Source organism: Arthrobacter sp. R3-55 (assembly GCF_054161505.1).
In genome coordinates, this window is the sequence record NZ_CP096423.1 from 2,304,733 (window position 1) to 2,325,558 (window position 20,826).

The following is a 20,826-nucleotide window of genomic DNA, read 5'->3' on the forward strand; positions in this document are numbered from 1 at the left end:
TCTGTGGCTATTCAGCACATCCCGTGAGGGAGGCGGAATTAGTTGCCGGTCAGCTTCTCACGCAGTGCAGCGAGTGCTTCATCGGACGCCAGGGTACCGCCGCCGGTGTTGGACTCAGCAGCAGCCGGCTCCGAGGAGTAGCTCGTGGTGCCGGAATCGCTCTCACCGGACGTTGCAGCAGCAGCGTCGTCAGCAGCGTGCTGGGCAACCTGCTTCTTGTGTGCTTCCCAACGGGTCTGGGCGTCAGCGTACTGCTGCTCCCAAGCGGCGCGCTGGGTCTCGTAGCCTTCGAGCCATTCGTTCGACTCGGGGTCGAAGCCCTCAGGGTACTTGTAGTTGCCCTCTTCGTCGTACTCAGCGGCCATGCCGTAGAGAGCGGGATCGAACTCGGTGCTGTCAGCGTCAACGCCCTCGTTAGCCTGCTTGAGGGAGAGGGAGATACGGCGACGCTCGAGGTCGATGTCGATGACCTTGACGAACAGTTCGTCGCCAACGGAGACAACCTGCTCGGCGAGCTCCACGTGGCGGACAGCCAGCTCGGAGATGTGCACGAGGCCTTCGATGCCGTCTTCGACGCGAACGAACGCACCGAACGGAACCAGCTTGGTGACCTTACCCGGAACAACCTGGCCAAGGGCGTGGGTGCGGGCGAAGGTCTGCCACGGATCTTCCTGCGTAGCCTTGAGCGACAGGGAGACACGCTCGCGGTCCAGATCCACTTCGAGGACCTCGACGGTGACTTCCTGGCCAACCTCGACAACCTCGGACGGGTGGTCGATGTGCTTCCAGGACAGCTCGGAAACGTGAACGAGGCCGTCTACGCCGCCCAGGTCCACGAAGGCACCGAAGTTGACGATGGAGGAAACAACGCCCGGACGAACCTGGCCCTTTTCCAGCTTGTTGAGGAACGTGGAGCGAACCTCGGACTGGGTCTGCTCGAGCCATGCACGGCGGGAAAGCACAACGTTGTTGCGGTTCTTGTCCAGCTCGATGATCTTGGCTTCGATCTGCTGACCGATGTACGGAGCGAGGTCGCGGACACGACGCATCTCCACGAGCGATGCGGGCAGGAAGCCGCGCAGGCCGATGTCCAGGATGAGGCCACCCTTGACAACCTCGATGACGGTACCGGTAACGACACCGTCTTCTTCCTTGACCTTCTCGATGTCGCCCCAGGCGCGCTCGTACTGAGCACGCTTCTTGGAGAGGATCAGACGGCCTTCTTTGTCTTCCTTGGTGAGAACCAAAGCTTCGACCTGATCGCCAACGGCGACGACGTCACCGGGATCAACATCGTGCTTGATGGAAAGCTCGCGGGAAGGGATGACACCTTCGGTCTTGTAACCGATGTCGAGCAGAACTTCGTCGCGGTCGACCTTGACGACGGTACCTTCGACGAGGTCTCCGTCGTTGAAGTACTTGATGGTGGCGTCGACAGCTGCGAGGAAGTCCTCAGCGGTACCGATGTCGTTAATGGCGACTACGGGGGTACCGGGCTTCTCGGTGGAGGTGATGGTCATGTAGTAGGGGCTCCGTTGTGGATAGTGAGTCGGTCAGGCAAACCGCTGCCGCCCGGGTCCGGACGGCAGAACACGGCAAAATACCGGGTCATCCTGATTTGTGGATTAGTACAAATGGATGCATGCACGTAGTACACGCCCGTTTATTCTAGTCGCAATGGCAAAGCAGGGTCAAAAGGAGTGTCACGGGGTCAGTACGTCCCGTAGGCGGGCGAAGGTGATGCCCCGCTCAAGCATCCCCGGCAACGTGCGCGCATAACCTTCGGCCGTGCCTGCGGCAGGCCTGTTGAAGTGCGAGATGACGATGTCACCGGCAGCCGCCCTGCCCACTTCACCCGCGACGGTGCCAGGCGGATAGGTGGCTCCCCCGTCTCCATTAATAGTGAAGTTGACCGGCAGCATCCCCAGCCTTCGCGTCATGTCTACAGCGACGTCGTCGTAGAAGGCTGTTCCCGGCCGGAAGAACCCGGGAGCGATGCCGGTGAGTTGCTGCATCAGCTCCTGGTTTCCCATCAGCTCATCATAGGCAGCAGCTGCGTTGGCTGTTCCGGGGATCCCGTAGGCCGACCTCCCGTTGACGGAGAGGGGCTGGTGCAGGGTGCCATGGTTGGCCAGTTCGAATAGTGGCTCGGCGGCCAGTTCGGCGGCGAGCGAGGGGTTGGCGTGGACCCAGCGGCTGTTGATGAACAGTGTCGCCGGGACATGGAGCCGGCGGAGTGTCGTCAGTAGGGCGTGGTCGCAGGCGGTGCCCCCAGGACCCCCGCACGCATCGAATGTCAGTGCCACGTGCTTCGACGGCGAATTGTTCACCACTCCGGTGATATGCAGCCCCCATTCCTTGGGCCGCCTGCCGGCGAATTCGGCCAGGATCTGCTGTTTATCCGGCACCGCGGACGCTGTGGCCGTAGCCGTCGGCTCGAGGGCAGCAGCGGCCTGCTCGCTTGATATGGCAGCAATCGACGGCGGTGGGGTGGCCGGGCCTGTCGGCGGCGGAACTGATGGGGCTGCCCCTCCAGATGGTCCTTCGACAGGTGCGCATGCCGCCAACGCAGCGGACGCGAGTCCCGCAATTCCAAGCAGCAGTGATCGACGGCCGGCCAAAGGCCGCCGCTTGGAATCCCCCATGGATGTCCTTAATTAGGTGTGGCTGGATGTTGTGATGAAAGTGCGCAGCCTAGAAGTGCGTCAGGCAATGCGCGGGGCGCTCCACTGCGAACAGTTGTCCGGCCAGGAACGCGGCACCCGCAGACTTCTCCTGGATGCGGCCGGCTGCGGTCAGCGTTACCGGCGACACGGCACCGAGATATATTGACGCGAGGTCGGAAACGTCCATGCTCAAGTCCGCAGATTGACCTGCGGCTTCGGACACGACGGCGGTCCCGCCGTCGGATTCCAGAACCCAGGTGCCGGCCGCCAGGGACAGGGGGTCCCGCACCTCGAGCACCAGCCGCCCTGCAGAAGCGTAGTGCCGGGCCTGCAGGGCAGCTTGAACATCCAGGATGCGGAGCCACAGCATGTCGCGGATCTCTGATGCTTCGATGCATCTCGGATCCTCGAGGGCCCATGCCAAGGGATCGTCCACGGGAGCCTCCGCCCACGTGACGTCCTCAATGAGGTCAATGCTGCCCAGGAAGCGCCACAGATCGAGGTAAGCGGCATTGGTGGCGGCAACGAGGTCCACGATTTCCATGGTGTAGGGCTTGTGGTCCCACCCTTTGAAACGGTAGGAAACGTAACCGTCCAGCGCTCCGGAGAGGTCGTAATGAAGGGCGCAACGGACGCTGGTGTCAGGCTTGCCGTCTTGGCCAATGGATCCCGCGGCCAGCAGGCGGTAGTACTCTTGCCGGTCCACTGAGCCGGGCGAAAGCCGCTGGACACGCTCGAACACCTGTGGAGCCAAGTCCATAAGCACGGAGGGATCGGCCACTTCCACCGTTCCTTCGGGCTGCCCCTTCATCCTGAAGCGTGGGCCGGTGTCCACCTTGATGCTGCGTTCAAAAGTGGCAACACCGAATCCAAACCGACCATAGATGGACCCTTCAGAAGCCGTCAGCGCGGCCATGGCCAGGCCGTCGTCCTTGGCGCTCTCCAGATCGGCCGTGATCATGCCACGAAGAATGCCCTGACGGCGGTGTGTCCCGCGGACTGTCACAGCAGTAACGAGATTGGATTCGAGTTGCCTGCCAAAACCGATGTTCAAAGCCTTGCGCATGGTGGCGTAGGTTGCCACAGGAACATCGGCTCCAAGGGAATGCTCCGGAACGGGGCCGTTGGCGTAGACGCCTGTCAGCTCACGGCCGTCAGCCTGATAGGCGGCGAGGGTCTTTGCGAGGTACTCGTCATCCCGCCGTTGCTGGTGGAATCCGTGGGAAACAGCCTGCACCCAGATGGCACATCGGTTATAGCCGGCCGAGTCGTTCTTGTCGGCGACAGCGGGGAAACGTTGGACGGAATACTTTTGGGAGGTCGGTTCGTTGGGTTCAGCCACGTTTCCGAGCCTAGCCAGACGCCGCAGGGCGCGCCACCATCTCGGCGGCGCGCCCTGCGGCGTTGCGTGAAATCAGGGGTGGTTAGTGTCCGGCCTCGTACCAGCTGGACCCGACGCCAATCTGGACATCCAAGGGAACAGACAACTCGGCGGCTGATCCCATTTGGTCGATGACCAGCTTCTCCACGGCTTCCCGCTCCCCCGGAGCGACTTCCAGGACAAGTTCATCGTGGACTTGCAGCAGCATCCGGGACTTCAAGCCCTGGCTGGCAAGCTCGGCCGAGACGCCCAGCATGGCCCTCTTGATGAGGTCAGCTGCAGAGCCCTGGATGGGCGAGTTGAGGGCGATGCGTTCTGCTGCTTCGCGAGCCTGCCGGTTGGTGCTGGTCAGGTCAGGAAGGTAGCGGCGCCGCCCTTCGATAGTTGCCGTGTAGCCGTCCAGCCTTGCTTGGTCCACGACGCCGCGCAGGTAATCGCGTACGCCGCCGAAGCGATCGAAGTAGTCCTTCATGAGCGTACGTGCCTCGTCCACGGAAATTTCCAACTGCTTGGACAGACCGAAGGACGTCAGGCCATACGCGAGCCCGTAGGACATCGCCTTTACTTTGGAGCGCATGGCGCTGGTGACTTCGGACGGCTCCACGTTGAAGATCCGGGAACCTACGAAACGGTGCAGGTCCTCGCCGTCGCGATACGCCTGGATCAGGGCTTCGTCGCCGGAAAGGTGCGCCATGATGCGCATTTCAATCTGTGAGTAGTCGGCCGACAACAGGCACTCGTAGCCCTCGCTGACCACAAAGATTCCTCGAACCCGGCGGCCTTCTTCGCTTCGTACCGGGATGTTCTGAAGGTTGGGGTTGTTGGAGGAAATTCGACCCGTGGCCGCGATGTTCTGCGCGTAGGTGGTGTGGATGCGGTCATCGTCGGCCACCGACTTCTTGAGCGTTTCCACCATCTGGGCCAGCTTGGAGGACTCACGGTGCGCCATGAGCTGGACCAGGAATTCGTGGCCGGTCTTCTCCAGCAGGCCCTTCAGGGATGCGGCATCGGTGGTGTAGCCGGACTTGATCTTCTTGGTCTTTGGCAGCCCCAGTTCTTCGAACAGGACGGTTTGCAACTGCTTGGGTGAACCCAGGTTGACCTCATGACCGATCGCAGCAAAGGCCTGCTCCTGGGCATTTTCGATCACCTTGGTGAGGTCGGCCAGTTGTTCGTCCATGCGATCCGTGGAAACGAAGATACCGGTCAGTTCCATCTGTGCGAGCACCCTGGCTACGGGCAGTTCAAGAGTGGTCAACAATGCGTCGGCCTTGATGGCGGCGAGCTCAGTTTCGAAGTGCTTGCTCAGGGCATGCACGACGGCGGACTGCTGGACCAGCGCTGCTGCTGCAGCTTGGTCCGTATCACCGGAAAGGTCAAGCTCCAGCTGGCCGGACGCGGCAACGGCCGTGGTCAGGGAGATCTTCAAATGCACTTGGGCCAGCTCGGCCAGGTCATAGCTGCGGCGGTCCGGCTGGATCAAGTAGCCCGAGATGGAGGTGTCATCCACCACGCCTTCCAAGCTGAGCCCGCGGTGGTGCAGGGCCTTGAGCGCGGACTTGAACTCATGGAGGACTTTGGCTTCTTCGGGGTCCCGCAGCCACGAGGCCAGGACCGCTTCCGCTGCCGCATCCAAAGCAGTGAGGTCAATAAAGGCGGCGCCGTTGTTCCTGACCACGGCCAGTGCGTTCGCGTCGTCGCCGATCCTGCCGGGAACCAGGTGCACGGCAAGGGCTGAGCGCATGCCCGATCCTGCGGAGAAGAAGTCCGTCAGGCCGGAAGCATCAGTGAGCGTGGCAAACTCCGGGGCTTCAATGGTTTCCGGAGCCTCCCCGGCGGTGTCATCGCCGTAGAGATCAAACAACCGCGTGCGCAACGTCCGGAACTCAAGCTCTTCGAAGAGTTCCTCGATTGCCTGGCGGTCCGGACGCGGCTCGTGGAGGTCGTCCAGGGTCAGGGGCAGCGCGAGGTCTGTCAGCAGTTGGTTGAGCCTGCGGTTGCGTTTGACGTTCTCCAGGTTTTCCTTGAGTGCTCCACCAACCTTGCCGCCGATGGAATCAAGGTTCTCCAGGATTCCCTCGAGGCCGCCGTAGAGGTTGATCCACTTGGCAGCCGTCTTGGGGCCGACGCCCGGGACGCCGGGAAGGTTGTCAGCGGTTTCGCCAACAAGGGCGGCGAGGTCGGAGTACAAGCCGGGCTTGACGAAGTACTTCTCTTCGATGGCTGCAGCGTCCATCCTGGGGATGTTGCTGACGCCCTGCTTGGGGTAGAGCACAAAGACGTTGTCGTTGATCAATTGGAAGGCATCCCTGTCACCGGAGACGAGAAGGACTTCGAAACCAGCGGCGTCGCCTTGGGCAGCCAGAGTGGCAAGGACGTCGTCAGCCTCGTATCCGGGCATGGCGATGGTCTTGATGCCCCAGGCTTCCATGACTTTGGCGATGAGGCTGATCTGGCCTGCGAACTCAGCAGGTGTCGCGTTGCGCCCGCCCTTGTACTCGCTGTACTCAGCCTTACGGAACGTGGTGTCGTCGGAGACGTCAAAAGCTACGGCGACGTGGGTGGGCTTCTGGTCCTTGATCAGGTTGATCAACATGGAGGTGAACCCATGGACCGCATTGGTGTATTGCCCCCGGGCGGTGGAGAAGTTCTCCGCGGGAAGGGCGTAGAAAGCCCGGAACGCCATGGAGTGGCCGTCCAGGACCAGCAACCTGGGCCGTCCCTCCCCCGGGGTGCTGGCGGATGATGTGGCAGAGGGGGTGGGTGCTGTCGCGATGGCAGCAGCTTGGGCCGTTGGAACCTGGTCCGGTTTGGTTGTTTCACTCACAGGTGCCAGCCTAGTTGGCATGATGGACAATTTCACGCCGAACCCCTTTACCGATGAGCTCAACGAAGCGGGGGTGCCCGAAGAATTCCACGATTGGCTCTCTGCACACGGGGTAGGTGCGCTGGTGGTCAAACTCGGCATCCGGTTTACGGAGATGGGTGCAGAAAGAATGGTGGCCACCATGCCGGTGGAAGGAAACACGCAAGTAGCCGGCATCCTCCACGGTGGAGCCCACGTTGTGCTCGCGGAAACCCTGGGCTCATTCGCGGCCTCGCTCCATGCGGGCCGGGGCCGTCATGCCGTGGGCATTGAAGTCGGTGCAACCCATCACCGTTCCGTCGCCACCGGCACGGTCACCGGCACGTGCACGGCCATTCACTTGGGCGGCACGCTGGCAACGCACGAAATCGTCATCACCGATGACAAGGGACGAAGGCTGTCAACGGCCAGGATCACGAATATGATCCGGGACAATCGCCACTGAATCCCTGATCTCAGCCCTTTGGCAGCCGGTAATGCAGTTCGGCCGCGGCCCCGCCAATGACTTTGTGCGAGACCAACTCAAGGGGCGCCGTCGGACCCTTCAGCGGCAACAGCCGCTTTCCCGCGCCCAGCACTACCGGCACGATGGTGACGATCATTTCATCGAGCAGTCCGGCGTCGGCGAACTGCGCCACCAGGTCACCTCCGCCTACCAGCCACACGTTCTTTTCACCGGCATCCTTGAGGAGGTCAGGGGCGAACTCGCGGACATCTCCACGGACGAAAGTGATGTCGGCTCCGGCCGGTGCCGAATATTCATGATGCGTAAAAACCCAGCACGGGTTTTCCGGATAGGGCCATGCGGTGGGTTCATGTTCCATGAGCCAGCGATAGGTGTCTCCGCCCATGGCGATGCAACCTACACCGGCCATGAAGGACTCAATGCCCTCATTGAGGCCTTCGACCTTGTCAAACTGCAGGAGCCAGCCGAGGTCGTCCTCCGGGGAGGCTATGAAGCCGTCGATGGTGCAAGCTACGTAGTACTGGAAGATCGACATGAGCCCAGACTAGTCAGTCGGACGCGGGGTTCCCATACTCCACGCGGACACTGCCATCATCCTGAAGCACCACTACCCGGCCACGGTCAAGGGACCATCCCTCGTTGAGCAGGAAGATGCGCCCGCCGCTGACCACCAGCAACCGCAGTCCGGTGTAGCGGTACAGCGGCGCAGCCTCAGAGCCGGCCGACTCCTCACGGACGTTGGGAGCACCGACCGCGAGGCGCTCTTTGCTGTAGACCACCGCCGTGGGCAAAAGGCCGGACCGCTCCTGGTAATCGATGGCGGCACCGCGCCCCAGTGCCTGCGCGTAGTCCGATGTCCCCCAGAAAAGCAACAGCGTGACCAGAACGAACACCAGGGACCGCTCAAGGGCCCTTGGGGTGAATCGAGGGGCAGGCTGCCCGCGCTCAGCCGACCTTCGCCGCACACTAAGGCCCCAAGCCCCCACCACGAGTCCGCCCGCGATCAGGAAGGGTGCGTACAGCACGATCTGGCCCGGACGTGCCGATATGGCCAACCACATCACCGCTGCATAGGCAAAGCCGAGCAACATCACAACAGTGGCAGTCAAGTGGACTGCTCTCCTGTACCGACCGGCCTCGAGGAGCCGGGAAACCGCACGGTCCAGCATCAGCCACAGCAGGCCGATCACCACCAGCCACGCCAGCGGCTGGAAGAGCGATTGGATGCTCCTGAGGATGAAGTCCTGGACGGTGTAGCCGAACAGGCTGACGTCCAACCCCATGGCTTTGGCCTGCGCATCCGTGCGAGCCCAGCCGAAATAGACCAACAGGGCCGTGGCCACGGTCAAGGGCGGGCCGATAACCGAGAGTACTTCGAGGGTTCGCTGCCAGCGGGTGTTGTTGATGCGTTCTTCGGTATCCGGTGTCTCGTTCACGGCGTGGCCGTCGGGGTGGCCTCGCCGGACGGCGATGAAACAGGAGGTGCCGTTGGGGATGGTGCCGTTGAGGGTGACGTGGCAGAAGGGGCAGGGCCGGGACTTGAGGCCCCAGGAGGCTGCGGGGAGCCGCTTGCAGGACCGGAGTCGTCGTAGAAGAAGGTCACCGTCCCGGCAATATCCACGGTGTCCGTAATGGAGATCCGAATCGAGTCCCGGCCCCCTGAGGAAGGCATCCTCAGATAAACCGGCTTGTAGTCGTCCCTGGCGCCGACAAACTCAGCGTCCACGGGTACGCCGTCGAAAAGGACATCCCCTACCCGGACGTAGTAGCCGTCCAGGCGCACAATCGTGCCACCAGTACTGGGGCCGGAGGCACGCGCAAGACCGTGGACCGGCCTAAGATCTTCGTCCACCACCGTCAGTCCAACCAACTGCCGCGGACATGCTTCACCCTGCCCCGGTTCCACCGTAAAGGCCGCGCCGGGATTGCTGCGGTGTTGTGCGAGCAGCGATGCCGAGGTGGCGGCCACCCGGAATTCTAGGCATTGGGTTTGCGGAATCCGCGGCGTGGCTGCAACTGCAATTGAAGCCCGCTGCCAGTCCTGCTGGCTCCCGGTTTGCAGCGCCTTGCACACCGCTGCACCAGCCAGCCAGACGGCTGCGTCGTCAGCGCCCGCGACGCTCTCAACGAGGGCGTCACATTGGAATTGTTGGAGCAAGAGGTACCGCTGGCCGGAGGTGGGATCGTTGGGGCCGATCGGGCCGATGGGGACCCAGCGAACCACCGGAGCATCTGTCCCAGGCGCCCCGGGACCGGCCGGTCCTGCCGGTTGGGTGGCCGTGGGAGCCAGGGTGCCGGCTGTGGGCCGGGCGGGGCTGCCGGGTGTGGAGGAGCTGGAACCCGGAGTCGGCGAACCGCCCCCGGCAACAGGTGGAAGGCAGGCGGAGAGCCCCAGCATCAGGACCGGAACCAGGGCCAGTCGGATGAGATGGCTTCGGGATGGGCATTTCATGACAGCCCCGCATCTGCCGGATCACAACCACGCAGCTATGTGTATAACTACATTGCTGATTATTCTCCCGAATGCCCCTGACGGCCAGAGATGCCGCTACTTTCCGAAGTAGGGAACGATCAGGTAGATGCCGAACAAGACAGCGATGCCGCAGACACCAAAACAAACATAAGCCAGGGAGCGCACCAGACCAGGAGACTTTTGCTGTGCGTCACCTGCGATCGCAGTGAGCCGCACTCCCAAGGAGTAGAGAACTACCAGCGTTACAGCTGCCACGAGGGTTACGCCGCCTACTTGCAGCAATTCCAGCCATTTCATCGCTGCACATCCTCGCTCTTGGAGGTCTTTTGATTCTTTTTCTTCTTACGGAAGCGCACGGCGTGGCCTGCTTCTTCAACCTCGACGGCGTTGTGGTGGCCGACGTGCGAGCGTCGGGAGACGATGAACATTGAAAGAACAGCGGCAGTTCCCACGACGGCGGCAATAACGACACCCACGACGCCGATGCTCACCAGCAGGGCAGTCAGCGCACCGACGATGGCCGATGCGGGAAGGGTAAAGAGCCACCCCAGCGCGATCTTGCCTGCCGTACCCCAGCGCACGGAGGTGCCCTTGCGTCCCAGGCCCGAGCCGATGACCGAGCCCGAAGCCACCTGGGTGGTGGAAAGGGCAAAGCCAAGGTGGGACGAGGCGAGGATGGCTGAAGCGGTGCTGGTTTCAGCGGAGAAACCCTGGGCGGGCTTGACCTCGGTCAAGCCCGATCCCATGGTGCGGATGATGCGCCAGCCACCTGCGTAGGTTCCGATGGCGATGGCAAAGGCGCATGCCGCGATCACCCAGAACTGCGGGCCGCTGCCGGGCTCCTGGGTGCCGGCCGCAATGAGAACCAGGGTGATGATGCCCATGGTCTTTTGTGCGTCATTGGTGCCGTGCGCCAGCGCTACAAGGCTGGAGGTAAAGATCTGCCCGGTGCGGAAGCCACCGCGTTTCTGCGTCAGCTTGTCACCGGTTTCGGGATCGTGGCGTGAAGTCAATGCGTAGGCAAGGCGGGTGCAGATGTAAGCCACCAGGCCCGCGATCAGTGGTGCGAAGATGGCCGGCAGGATCACTTTCTGCAGCACGGTCTCAAAGTTGATGGAGTGCAGGCCAATGCCCACCACCGCTGCACCAATGAGGCCGCCGAACAAGGCGTGCGAGGAACTCGACGGCAGGCCTTTGAGCCAGGTGATCATGTTCCACAGGACAGCGCCCATCAGGCCGGCAAAAATGATGTCCGGGGTGATGTGGATGCCCTCCGAACCTTCCCGGATCAGTCCCCCGGAAATGGTCTTGGCCACTTCGGTTGAGAGGAAGGCGCCGACGAGGTTCAGTACAGCGGCCAGGGCAACGGCCGTTTTGGGCTTGATCGCCCCCGTAGCGATGGGCGTAGCCATCGCATTGGCGGTGTCGTGAAATCCGTTGGTGAAGTCAAAAAATAGGGCCAACGCTATTACCAGCGCGACCATGAAGGTGATATCCACCTGTTGCCCAATCTGCAGAGTCGACGACGTTCAGCAGTTTCACTTCCCCATACCTGCCATCCACAGCATAGTTCAGCAACTGTTCAACTGACTTGGCTTGCGGGATTCACTCTGGCGGGCTTGAAACCTTAAGAATCCTACGTGGCATCCCGTGAGCGGACAAACGTGCACAGGCTCCGCTTCAACCCAGGTACTCCCGTACCGCTGCGAGGTGGCTCGGGGACAGCCCCTTGCGGGGATCGGGTGAGATGCAAAGCACATGGTCCTGCTGGTATTCGGCCCACGACAGGGCCTCGGATTCCCGGTTGAGCTGGTCATCGAGCCACACGACCCGCTGGCTTCCCGTGGCGGCCAGGTCCTTTTGGAGGGCGACGAGTTTCCACCACTCCGGCCCTTGGTCCCAGCCTTGGCTGGACAGCACGGGCCACTCCTCCCCCTTCAGGCCGATGGCCGGGCACAGGAACTCAGGTGCAAGGCGCTCCCACGTGGTGAGCCAAACGAAACGCGCAGCCGGATGGTCAGCGAGCTTGTTCAGTCCGGCCACGAGTTCCGGCGCGAAGGCGACCTCCAGGATGCCGGCGTCGGCTATGGTCCATTCCCCGCCCCAGTCGGTGGTTCCAACCGGACTAAAGGGGTTCACCACGCCGTCGACGTCCAGGTAAATGGATACCGGTGCGGCAGCGCTTCCTGCACTGTCCATGTCCACTCCCCCTTGTCCCGCTTACCTCGCGGTTGGGTTCAGCCTACGGGACGCCGATCCCCGGGGAGCCAAGAATCAATACCTTGACGTTCGTCATGGAAGTGATAATCTCAAAGCATGGAAAAGCCCACAGTCCATTCCGCCCGCAGCGTCCGGGACATCGAGGACACCGTCCGCACCGATTTCCGGCATGCCATGTCCTATGGCGGATATTTGGACCTCGACAACCTGCTCAGCGCCCAGCACCCCCTCAGCGAGCCGGAACACCACGATGAACTGCTGTTCATCATCCAGCACCAAACCAGCGAACTCTGGCTGAAACTGGTCCTGCACGAACTTCTGGAGGCGCGCAGGCTCTTTGATGCGGACAACCTGGGCAAAGCCCTCAAATGCATCGCCCGCGTCAAGGCCATCCAGCGCACCATGACCGAGCAATGGTCAGTCCTGGGAACCCTCACGCCGCGCGAATATGCCCAGTTCCGTGGATTCCTGGGAAGCTCCTCGGGCTTCCAGTCCTATCAATACCGCGGCGTTGAGTTCCTGCTGGGCAACAAGAATCGTGGGATGCTGCGTGTTTTCGAAAGCGAACCCGAGGCCCACGCCCTGCTCAGCAGGCTTCTGGATGAGCCCACACTCTACGACGCCTTCCTCGCGGTCCTCTCCCGTGCCGGGTATGACATTCCCGCCGACATCCTCGAAAGGGATACCAGCGAGCCGTGGACCTTCCGCAAAGACCTGGTCCCTGTGTTCCAGAAGATCTATGAGTCGGACGACACCCAGTGGGGCCTGTACGAGGCCTGCGAGGACCTGGTGGACATCGAGGACAACTTCCAGGCCTGGCGCTTCCGCCACCTGAGGACGGTTCAACGGACCATCGGCTTCAAGGTGGGTACTGGAGGATCGTCCGGCGTTGACTTCCTCAAGCGCGCCCTGGACCTGACCTTCTTCCCCGAGCTCTACGCCGTCCGCACCGAAATCGGCAACTAAGCAACCATCCGGCCATCGCCGGGCCATTATCTTTCCGCAGGAGGAACCATGACCACAGCACAGCAAACCCAGCGGCCAACGGCGGCCGAGCTGGACGCCGCTGATCCCCTCGCCCCCCAGCGTGACGCCTTCTACGCGCCCGACGCCGGCCAACTCACCTCATATCTGGATGGCAACTCACTGGGACGCCCGCTTAAAGTCACCGCAGGGAACCTTGAGTCCTTCGTTCACGACGCCTGGGGCAGCCGCCTCATCCGTGGTTGGGACGAGCAGTGGATGGACGAGCCAACGGCCGTGGGAGACCGCATCGGTGAAGTAACCCTGGGTGCGGCCGCTGGACAGACCACCGTGGGCGACTCCACGTCCGTGATGCTCTACAAAATGATCCGCGCAGCAGTGGACGCCCAAGAGGGGCGGGACGAGATCATTATTGATCGGGATAACTTCCCCACCGATCGGTTCATCATTGAAGGAATAGCCTCGGAACGTGGAGCGAGCATCAAATGGATCGCCGCGAACCCCGCCAGCGGTGTGCGCGCGGAGGACCTGGACGGGTTGCTGGGCGAACGGACCGCCGTAGTGGTCCTCAGCCACGTTGCCTACCGTTCCGGCTTCCTGGCTGACGCCGAGGGCATCACCGCCAAGGTCCATGATGCAGGTGCACTGATGCTCTGGGACCTTTGCCACTCCGTAGGTTCCGTTCCCATGGAACTGGACAAGTGGGGTGTGGACATCGCAGTGGGCTGCACTTACAAGTACCTCAACGGTGGCCCCGGCTCGCCGGCATTTGCCTACGTCAACGCTTCGCAGCACCAGCGTTTACAGCAACCGATCTGGGGTTGGATGGGAGCTGACAATCCGTTTGGCATGACGGACACCTACCGTCCGGCACAAGGGATGCGCCGGTTCATCACGGGGACGCCTCCGGTACTGGCCATGCAGCCCATGAAGGACATGCTGGAACTGATCGCTTCCGTAGGCATGGACGCGGTCCGCGAAAAGTCCATCAAGCTCACCGAGTATGCAATCGCACTCTCAGAGGAGCTCCTGGTGCCCCTTGGCGCGGAAATCGTGAGCCCCCGCAACGTTGCCGAGCGTGGATCCCACATCACCGTGGACCACCCGCTGTTTGCAGACGTCACCGCACGCCTGTGGGAAAAGGGTGTCATCCCGGACTTCCGTCCTCCGCATGGCCTGCGCATCGGTTTGTCGCCGTTGAGCACAAGCTTTGCCGAAGTTGAACTGGGAGTAGCAGCAATCCGCGACGCCCTCTCCGAGCTGCGGTGAGCCATACATGAGTGCTGTCCTTGACGACATGGACTCCCGCCCGGGGAGTACAACGTCATTGCTGCGAACCGTGATTGGCCTTTATCTGCGCGACGCCGGCGGATGGATGTCCGCCAAGGACATCGTGGCGCTCATGGAAGCCCTGGGCACCTCCGGGACAGTAACCCGGACCGCCTTGGGCAGGTTGCGTAAAAAGGACGTGGTGCTCCAGGAGGCGCGCGCCGGTATTCCCGGGTTCACGCTCACCGACGGGGCAGCCACCATGCTGGCGCGCGGCGACCGCCGGATCTACAACCCGCGCAGCATGTCACTGACGGATCCCTGGTGCCTCATCTCCTTCTCCATTCCGGAAACGGAACGCGAAAAGCGGCATCAGTTGCGGCGCCGGCTCCACTGGATCGGCTGTGGGACCGTGGCAGCGGGCTTATGGATCTGCCCCGATTCCTTGCGTGAAGAAGTAGAGGAAATCCTGGCGGATCTGATGCTCCGGGACATGGCGACGATCTTCATCACGGAAACACCATTAGTGGGCGGCAGCCTCCGGGAGGCTGCCGCCAAATGGTGGGACCTGGATGCAGTGGCCGCGCTGCACAGGGACTTTATCCGCGAGCACGGTTCGGCAGGTGCCAGTCCAACTGATCTTTCTGAAACTCCCGGCCAGGTGGTGGAGGCTTCAGCTGCATCCTTTGCCGCTTACGTGCAGTGCATCGACAGATGGCGGATCATCCCGTACCTCGACCCCGGGTTGCCGGCAGACTTCTTGCCTGAGGACTGGCCCGGGGCCGAAGGTACGGCCCTTTTCAACAGGATTGTTACCGCCTACGCAGGGCCCAGTGCGGAATTTGTTCGCCAAACCCTGAAGGAAACTGACGGTGTGAGGGCTTCCTGATTAGTCATCCGTGGGCTGCAACAGAAAATCCACGGCGATGATCTGCTCGCTGTTGGGAAGGGAGTACTTCTTGAGGGGCTCATGCAGCGGATGCGTGGCATAGACCTCGAGGTCTTCCTCGGCGTTGAAATCAGCCACAATGGCGTAGTCGAAGGACCGGTCCTGCCGGAGCACATCTGCCCCGTGGGTGAGTTTGAGGAGGCCGGGAATATTGCCCTCCATCCGGTCAAGGCCGTCCCTCCAGGCTGCCAAGTCCGCCTCGGGAAAGTCCGCCTTGAATTTGAAGAGCACCGTATGCCGGATCATGCTCCCACTCCCACTCCCGCTGCTGCGCCCGCCAACCCCGCCAACCCCGCCAACCCCGCCGGCAGGTAGTCAGCCGGTTCACCCGCGATGGTGCGTCCCGCCAGATAACCCATGGTCATGATGGGGCCCAACGTGGCCCCTGCCCCCGGGTAGCCTGCCGCATAGGCGTTTTCCGCGGTGTTTCCTGCTGCGAACAGGCCCGGGATCGGCTCACCGTCCACGTCCAGGACCCGTGCAAGGCCGTCCGTGGTGACGCCCCCGTTGCTCCCGAAAGCGCCATTGACTACTTCCATCGCGTAGAACGGGCCGGTCTGCAACGGACCCAGGGAGGGGTTGGGCCATGGGCAGTCTTCATCACCCCAGTACTTGTCGTAGGCGCTTTCACCGCGGCCAAAGTCAGGATCCTCGCCTGTCACTGCGTAATGGTTGAAGCGTTCAACGGTGGCCGCCAGGTTCTCTGCAGGGACGCCAATCTTCGCTGCAAGTTCCGCCAAAGTGGGCGCTTCTACGAGGTAGGCCGGTGTCGGCTGGCCTGCCCGATGCGCCAGAACGCCGTAGCGCTCCAGGTAACTGTGATCGAACACCACGTGTGCAGGGGTGTTCAACGTTTGGTTGTTGGGTGAATCCCATGATTGGAGGCACCGGGCGAGGTCGTTGTAGTTCTGGGACTCATTGGCGAAGCGCCTGCCGTGTCGATTGACCATGAGGGATCCCGGGCCCTGCCTCTCAAAGCGCAGCAGGGTCCCAACCGGTGCGCCATCCCGGGTGTCTCCCGTAACGGACATGGGAGCCCACCAGGCTTCCCGGGTTCCCCTGGTCTGGGCGCCCACCCGCTGGGCCATTTTCAGGCCGTCGCCGGTATTCGATGGCGGCGAGCACATGATGTGGAGCCGTGAAGCCAGCAATGAGTCCGCAAGGGCCTTATCCCATTCGAATCCGCCCGTGGCGAGGACCACGCCGTCGTTGGCATGGAAGCTCTCACCTGACTCAAGCTGGACGCCCACCACCTTGCCGTCGTCGTTCAGCAGCCGGTGCCCACGGGCGCCAACCACCAGCGCAGCGTTATCCCGGACGAGGCTGGCCAACAACATGGAGACCAATGCCTGGCCCTTGGCAACGAGTCCCTCTTCCTGCCGTTGGTTCAATTGTTCCCAGGGAAACTTGGTGAAAGCACCCCAGGCCTCGTATTCCTGCATGGTGAAGGGAGCCCGGCCATCCGAGCGGACATGGGCAGCGAGTTCCCCCAGCGCTTCACGCACGTTGTACAGCTCAGGTTCCACAGTCCTGCCGCCTTCCACCGAGCCGGGCAGGTCCTGGCGGTAGTCCGGAAAGTTATCCAGGAAGATGAACTTCAGCCCGCATTCCTCTTCGGTGAAGCGGAGCATGGTATCGCCGAAGTTCAGTGCCGCATCCAGGAGTTCGTCACGGCCCCGGCCGCGGGCAACAGCGCGGACGTACCGGGCAGCCGCTTCCTTGGAATCGCTCAGCCCCGCTGCGCGGGCATGGTGGTTGTCGGCCACCCACAACATGCCTCCTGAGACGGCAGATGTGCCGCCCAGCAATGCGGTTTTTTCAAGCACGACGACGGACTTGCCGCCACGCGCGGCCGTGGCCGCTGCGGTGAGGGCGCCGGCGCCGGAGCCGACGACCACCACGTCATAGGTATCGGAGGGTGTGCCGTTCAGGAATTTCATGGTGGAGCCTCTCATGGGTCGTGAAGAATCGGGCGTCTCAGACGGCCGTATAGCCGCCGTCGATGACCAACTCGGAGCCGGTGGTGAACCGGGATTCGTCGGAGGCCAAATAGAGCACGCCGTAGGCGATCTCGTCTGGTTCGCCTTGGCGTGGTAGCGGGTTTCCGCCCACCAGTTGCTGGTAGTAGGCCTCCGCGCCGATGTCCGACTGCTCGGCCGAATGCCGGCTCATCCTGGTGTTCATGGAGCCGGGGTGGATGGAGTTCACCCTTACGCCATAGGCGCCATAGGCCGCGGCATCGGACTTGCTCAAGAGCCGGACGGCTCCCTTGGTGGCGTGGTAGAGCGGGACGTTGCGCCCGCCGGTCAGTCCATGGATGGAAGAGAAATTGATGATGCTGCCGGACTGCTTGGCGATCATGCCCGGAACAACGTACTTGGTCAGGAGCCACACGCCTTTGACGTTGACGTCGAAAATGAGGTTGAAGTCATCCATGACGGCCGTGTGGCTGGCACCCGCGGGGCCGATGATTCCTGCCGCGTTGACCAGGATGTCCGGTGCGCCGAGGTCTGAGGTCAGTTGCTGCACGGTCCGGGCCACACTGGCTTCACTGGTGACATCGACGTCGTACTCGGTGATATGTGGATGGCCGGCCATTGCGGATGTTCCTGCCCGGTCCAGGCTGGCAACGATCGCTCCGTGACGGGCCAGCAGGCGGGCCGTGGCACCGCCAAGATCTCCCCTGCCTCCAGTGACTACGGCGACCTTGCCGGCCACGCGCCGGCCGTGGGTCTCCTGGCCTGTGTCCGTTGTTTTTTCCATGGCCAACTCCTCCTGCCGCGGCGTTGCGGCTGCTGAATCCGGGGTACGACGCAGGGCAGCACGGAACAGGGCCCAAGGGCCGTGATGTGGTGGGTATCGGGCATGTTGCCCTGCTGGATTCCACTCTGCCAGTGCTCTTGTGAGCGGAACCACAGGGTTACCGATGATCGGGAATCAGATGCTTCCGTTGCTTTGCCGTACGGCGCCTTTGAGCTCGCCGCGCCATCCAAGCGCGCGTGAGATGCCGCGCGCCGAAGTCATCAGCACCGGCACGCGGGCGGCGACGTTTTCCTCATTTCGTGGAACCACCACGCTCAAGGCGGCCACCACGGTATTCGCTCGACCAAAGACCGGGACCGCAATTCCGCTGGATTCGGGAACGATGATCCCGGGCATGGAGGCAAAGCCTCGTTGCCGGATGTGCGCGAGGTGGCGGCGCAAGTCAGTGGGATGGGTCAGGGTGTCATCGGTGAATCTCGCCAGTGGACGGGAGAGGAACAGGTCCTGGTACGCAGGCTCCGAGTAGGCCAGCAGCACCAGTCCCGACGACGTTCCGTGAACCGGAAGACGGCCGGCAACTTTGGTGATATCCACCAGGGAATCCCTGGAACCGATGCGTTCGATGTACAGCACCTCGTCTGAATCCAGGATTCCCAGGGTGGTGGAGTGCTGGACCACGGACTGCACGTCCTCCATGAAGGGCAGCGCCGCTTCCCGGAGGCCCAGCATGGGTGAGCTCCTGGACACCAGTTCCCACAGCCGGGTGCCGATCCGGACCTCGCCACTGGCGTCACGCTCCATCAACCCTTCCGCAAGGAGCTCGTCCACCAGGCGGTAAGTGGTGGTGACCGGGAGTCCCGAGCGCCGGGCCAATGTTGCCACGCTCATGGTGAGGTGGACGTCGTCGAATGAACCCACCAAGCGGACCAGGCGCCGGATAATCGACTCCCCCGAGGACGAGTTGGCCATGTCAGCCTCCGGACTTCACGCGTGAGACGAACCGGAACCTGTCGCCGCGGAACGTACTGCGGGTCCATTCGACCGGAGTGCCCATGGCGTCCCGGGCCAGCCGGTGGACCACCAGGAGGGGCGCACCCATCTCCATCCCCAACAGCCTGACATCTTCCGGTCCGGCCAGGGCGGTTTCCACCGTGTCCTCGACGTCTGCAACACGAAGGCCATAAACCTCGGCCATCACGGCATAGAGTGATCCCGACGTGGCCAGATGGGACTTCAATCGAGGCAGCTTGCCTGGAAGCCACGCGACCTCGTGCGCCAAAGGCTCCTCGTCAATCAAACGGATGCGTTCCAGCCGCGTCACAGGATCGCCGGGTTCGAGGCCCAACCGTGCGGCGACGTCGGCGTCCGAGGCGAGGACACCGAGGGCAAGCATCCTGGAATCGGGGCGCAGCCCCTGGCTGCGGGCGTCATCGGAGAAGGACGTCAACTGCCTCACGTGGGTCATCTTGGGAGGTGCCACGAAGGTTCCATGCCCTTGGATGCGACCCAGCTTTCCCTCCGCCACGAGCTCGCTGATTGCCTGCCTGACAGTGGTACGGGACGTCGTGTATTTCTCTGCCAATGCACGTTCGGTGGGTATCAACGTTCCCGGCTTGAGGCCGGCGATAAGCCCAAGTACCTCGGTCTTGAGGAGGTAGTACTTAGGCGTTCCCGGAACGAGGTCTGGCGGCATATTGGACATCCTACTTGTAGACAACATTATTGGTCTATGCCAATCTGAACTGGGCTAAGGTGGACCACACCTGATCCTGCATGGCCAAAACGAAGGGGACGTCCGTTGGAGGAAGTACAACAGTCTGGCACGGAGGCTTGGCGATGACGCCGGCAGTCCTCGGCCTGCACATCGGCGGTTCCAAGACCCATGCTCTCAGGTGGGACGGAACCCAGGCAGACGGGGAAGGCGTCGAAATCACCGAAGCGAGCGCCAACCTCTCCTCCGTAGGCCACCAAGGAGCCGACGCAGTCCTGCGCAGGATTGCGGCAAAGGTGGGCGGGGGCATCGAAGCCGTGTGCGCCGGTGCCGCGGGCGCGGACACTCCGGCCAGCCGGGCAGTGCTGTCCGCCCTGCTGACCGAACACTTCCCGGGCGCCCGCATTGAGGTGGTCCATGACACGCGCATCATTCTTGCTGCAGCAGGCCTGGACGCCGGCGTTGTCCTGGTTGCAGGTACTGGCTCAGTTGCATGGGGCCGCAACAGCGACGGGATGGAAGCCCGCAGCGGCGGCTATGGCTACTTGCTGGGCGATGAAGGCGGTGGATACTCCGTGGTGCGTGACGCTGTCCGTGAGGCGCTGCGGGAGTACTACGCAGGGCTGGAGCCCGGCACGATGGTCCGCGCACTGATGACAGCCACCGCAAACGTGGACGCATTGCAACTAATGGATTCCTTCTACGCAAAGCCCGAGCCCGACCATTGGGCCGTTGTGGCCCCCTTGGTCCTGGAACTGGCAGCGGAAGGCGATCACGCCGCCGAGCGCATACAGGCTGAGGCCGCCCACCACTTGGCCGCTTTGGCACGGCAGGTCCTGGGAGAACTGGGCCTGGACCTGCCGCTGGTCATGGCCGGCAGCCTGTTGGTGAACCACACCCAACTGGCTGGCGCCGTGGCCAGGAAGGTCTCCATAGAGGATCCATCATCAATCCGTATTCTCTCCCAAGCCCCCGTTCACGGGGCGGTGGAGCTGGCCCGTCAACTGATCAAAGCTCCAGATGTGAACAGGTGATCCGCACCGGTAACGGGAGTAGTCTGGAGCCATGCCTTTCACGA

General features: G+C 62.5%; 20 protein-coding genes. 5 read left to right on the forward strand and 15 right to left on the reverse strand.

Annotated features, from left to right (window positions below):
- Positions 1-38: 38 nt before the first annotated feature.
- The 4 genes from rpsA to polA form a co-directional block, all read right to left on the reverse strand.
- Entirely contained in the window at positions 39-1,520 is a 1,482-nt protein-coding gene (rpsA, locus tag M1D51_RS10755; protein ID WP_026540604.1) for a 30S ribosomal protein S1, read from the reverse strand.
- A gap of 183 nt (positions 1,521-1,703) precedes the next feature.
- Complete coding sequence (locus M1D51_RS10760) at positions 1,704-2,645, reverse strand: polysaccharide deacetylase family protein (protein WP_458109454.1); 942 nt, start codon at positions 2,643-2,645, stop codon at positions 1,704-1,706.
- Positions 2,646-2,694: 49 nt separating this feature from the next.
- Positions 2,695-4,008, reverse strand: a complete 1,314-nt coding sequence (locus tag M1D51_RS10765; RefSeq protein WP_458109455.1) for a GNAT family N-acetyltransferase — start codon at positions 4,006-4,008, stop codon at positions 2,695-2,697.
- An 82-nt stretch (positions 4,009-4,090) separates the two neighbouring features.
- Entirely contained in the window at positions 4,091-6,733 is a 2,643-nt protein-coding gene (gene polA, locus M1D51_RS10770) for a DNA polymerase I (RefSeq protein ID WP_458109578.1), read from the reverse strand.
- 160 nt (positions 6,734-6,893) lie between these two features.
- Here polA and M1D51_RS10775 point away from each other — a divergent pair, with 160 nt between their 5' ends.
- Positions 6,894-7,358 carry a hotdog fold thioesterase gene (locus M1D51_RS10775; protein ID WP_172324061.1) on the forward strand — a complete coding sequence of 155 codons (465 nt, stop codon included), beginning with the start codon at positions 6,894-6,896 and terminating at the stop codon, positions 7,356-7,358.
- 10 nt (positions 7,359-7,368) lie between these two features.
- On the opposite strand, the gene M1D51_RS10780 is transcribed toward M1D51_RS10775, so the two are convergent.
- The 6 genes from M1D51_RS10780 to M1D51_RS10805 all read right to left on the reverse strand — a co-directional run bounded on the left by M1D51_RS10780 (position 7,369) and on the right by M1D51_RS10805 (position 12,051).
- Positions 7,369-7,914 (reverse strand): dihydrofolate reductase family protein, encoded by a 546-nt coding sequence (locus M1D51_RS10780; RefSeq protein WP_458109456.1) that lies wholly within the window; start codon positions 7,912-7,914, stop codon positions 7,369-7,371.
- Between the two features lie 13 nt (positions 7,915-7,927).
- Entirely contained in the window at positions 7,928-8,815 is an 888-nt protein-coding gene (locus M1D51_RS10785; RefSeq protein WP_458109457.1) for a hypothetical protein, read from the reverse strand.
- A complete protein-coding gene (locus M1D51_RS10790) occupies positions 8,812-9,831 on the reverse strand; it encodes a hypothetical protein (RefSeq protein ID WP_458109458.1) in 1,020 nt (339 codons plus the stop codon). The genes M1D51_RS10785 and M1D51_RS10790 overlap by 4 nt, the downstream gene beginning before the upstream one ends.
- Before the next feature lie 96 nt (positions 9,832-9,927).
- Positions 9,928-10,149, reverse strand: coding sequence for a hypothetical protein (locus M1D51_RS10795; protein ID WP_458109459.1), 222 nt, complete (start codon positions 10,147-10,149; stop codon positions 9,928-9,930).
- Positions 10,146-11,351: an anion permease gene (locus tag M1D51_RS10800; protein WP_458109460.1), complete on the reverse strand. Its 1,206-nt coding sequence runs from the start codon at positions 11,349-11,351 to the stop codon at positions 10,146-10,148. Before M1D51_RS10800 ends, M1D51_RS10795 begins: the two co-directional genes overlap by 4 nt.
- A gap of 181 nt (positions 11,352-11,532) precedes the next feature.
- Positions 11,533-12,051, reverse strand: coding sequence for an HAD domain-containing protein (locus M1D51_RS10805; RefSeq protein ID WP_458109461.1), 519 nt, complete (start codon positions 12,049-12,051; stop codon positions 11,533-11,535).
- A 117-nt stretch (positions 12,052-12,168) separates the two neighbouring features.
- Here M1D51_RS10805 and kynA point away from each other — a divergent pair, with 117 nt between their 5' ends.
- From kynA to M1D51_RS10820, 3 genes are read left to right on the forward strand one after another with little or no spacing between them, the layout of a single operon-like run.
- Positions 12,169-13,038 carry a tryptophan 2,3-dioxygenase gene (gene kynA, locus M1D51_RS10810; protein ID WP_458109462.1) on the forward strand — a complete coding sequence of 290 codons (870 nt, stop codon included), beginning with the start codon at positions 12,169-12,171 and terminating at the stop codon, positions 13,036-13,038.
- 48 nt (positions 13,039-13,086) lie between these two features.
- Complete coding sequence (kynU, locus tag M1D51_RS10815; protein WP_458109463.1) at positions 13,087-14,325, forward strand: kynureninase; 1,239 nt, start codon at positions 13,087-13,089, stop codon at positions 14,323-14,325.
- Positions 14,326-14,332: 7 nt separating this feature from the next.
- Positions 14,333-15,214: a PaaX family transcriptional regulator gene (locus M1D51_RS10820; RefSeq protein ID WP_458109464.1), complete on the forward strand. Its 882-nt coding sequence runs from the start codon at positions 14,333-14,335 to the stop codon at positions 15,212-15,214.
- On the opposite strand, the gene M1D51_RS10825 is transcribed toward M1D51_RS10820, so the two are convergent.
- The 5 genes from M1D51_RS10825 to M1D51_RS10845 form a co-directional block, all read right to left on the reverse strand.
- Complete coding sequence (locus M1D51_RS10825) at positions 15,215-15,520, reverse strand: Dabb family protein (protein ID WP_458109465.1); 306 nt, start codon at positions 15,518-15,520, stop codon at positions 15,215-15,217.
- Positions 15,517-17,214, reverse strand: coding sequence for an FAD-dependent oxidoreductase (locus tag M1D51_RS10830; RefSeq protein WP_458109466.1), 1,698 nt, complete (start codon positions 17,212-17,214; stop codon positions 15,517-15,519). Before M1D51_RS10830 ends, M1D51_RS10825 begins: the two co-directional genes overlap by 4 nt.
- 37 nt (positions 17,215-17,251) lie before the next feature.
- Positions 17,252-18,037 carry an SDR family NAD(P)-dependent oxidoreductase gene (locus M1D51_RS10835; RefSeq protein WP_458109467.1) on the reverse strand — a complete coding sequence of 262 codons (786 nt, stop codon included), beginning with the start codon at positions 18,035-18,037 and terminating at the stop codon, positions 17,252-17,254.
- Between the two features lie 174 nt (positions 18,038-18,211).
- Complete coding sequence (locus M1D51_RS10840) at positions 18,212-19,006, reverse strand: IclR family transcriptional regulator (protein WP_172325642.1); 795 nt, start codon at positions 19,004-19,006, stop codon at positions 18,212-18,214.
- 1 nt (position 19,007) lies between these two features.
- On the reverse strand, positions 19,008-19,739 hold the full coding sequence (locus M1D51_RS10845; RefSeq protein WP_458109468.1) for a GntR family transcriptional regulator: 732 nt from the start codon (positions 19,737-19,739) through the stop codon (positions 19,008-19,010).
- Between the two features lie 134 nt (positions 19,740-19,873).
- Here M1D51_RS10845 and M1D51_RS10850 point away from each other — a divergent pair, with 134 nt between their 5' ends.
- Positions 19,874-20,782, forward strand: coding sequence for an N-acetylglucosamine kinase (locus M1D51_RS10850; protein ID WP_458109469.1), 909 nt, complete (start codon positions 19,874-19,876; stop codon positions 20,780-20,782).
- The last annotated feature ends 44 nt before the right edge of the window (positions 20,783-20,826 follow it).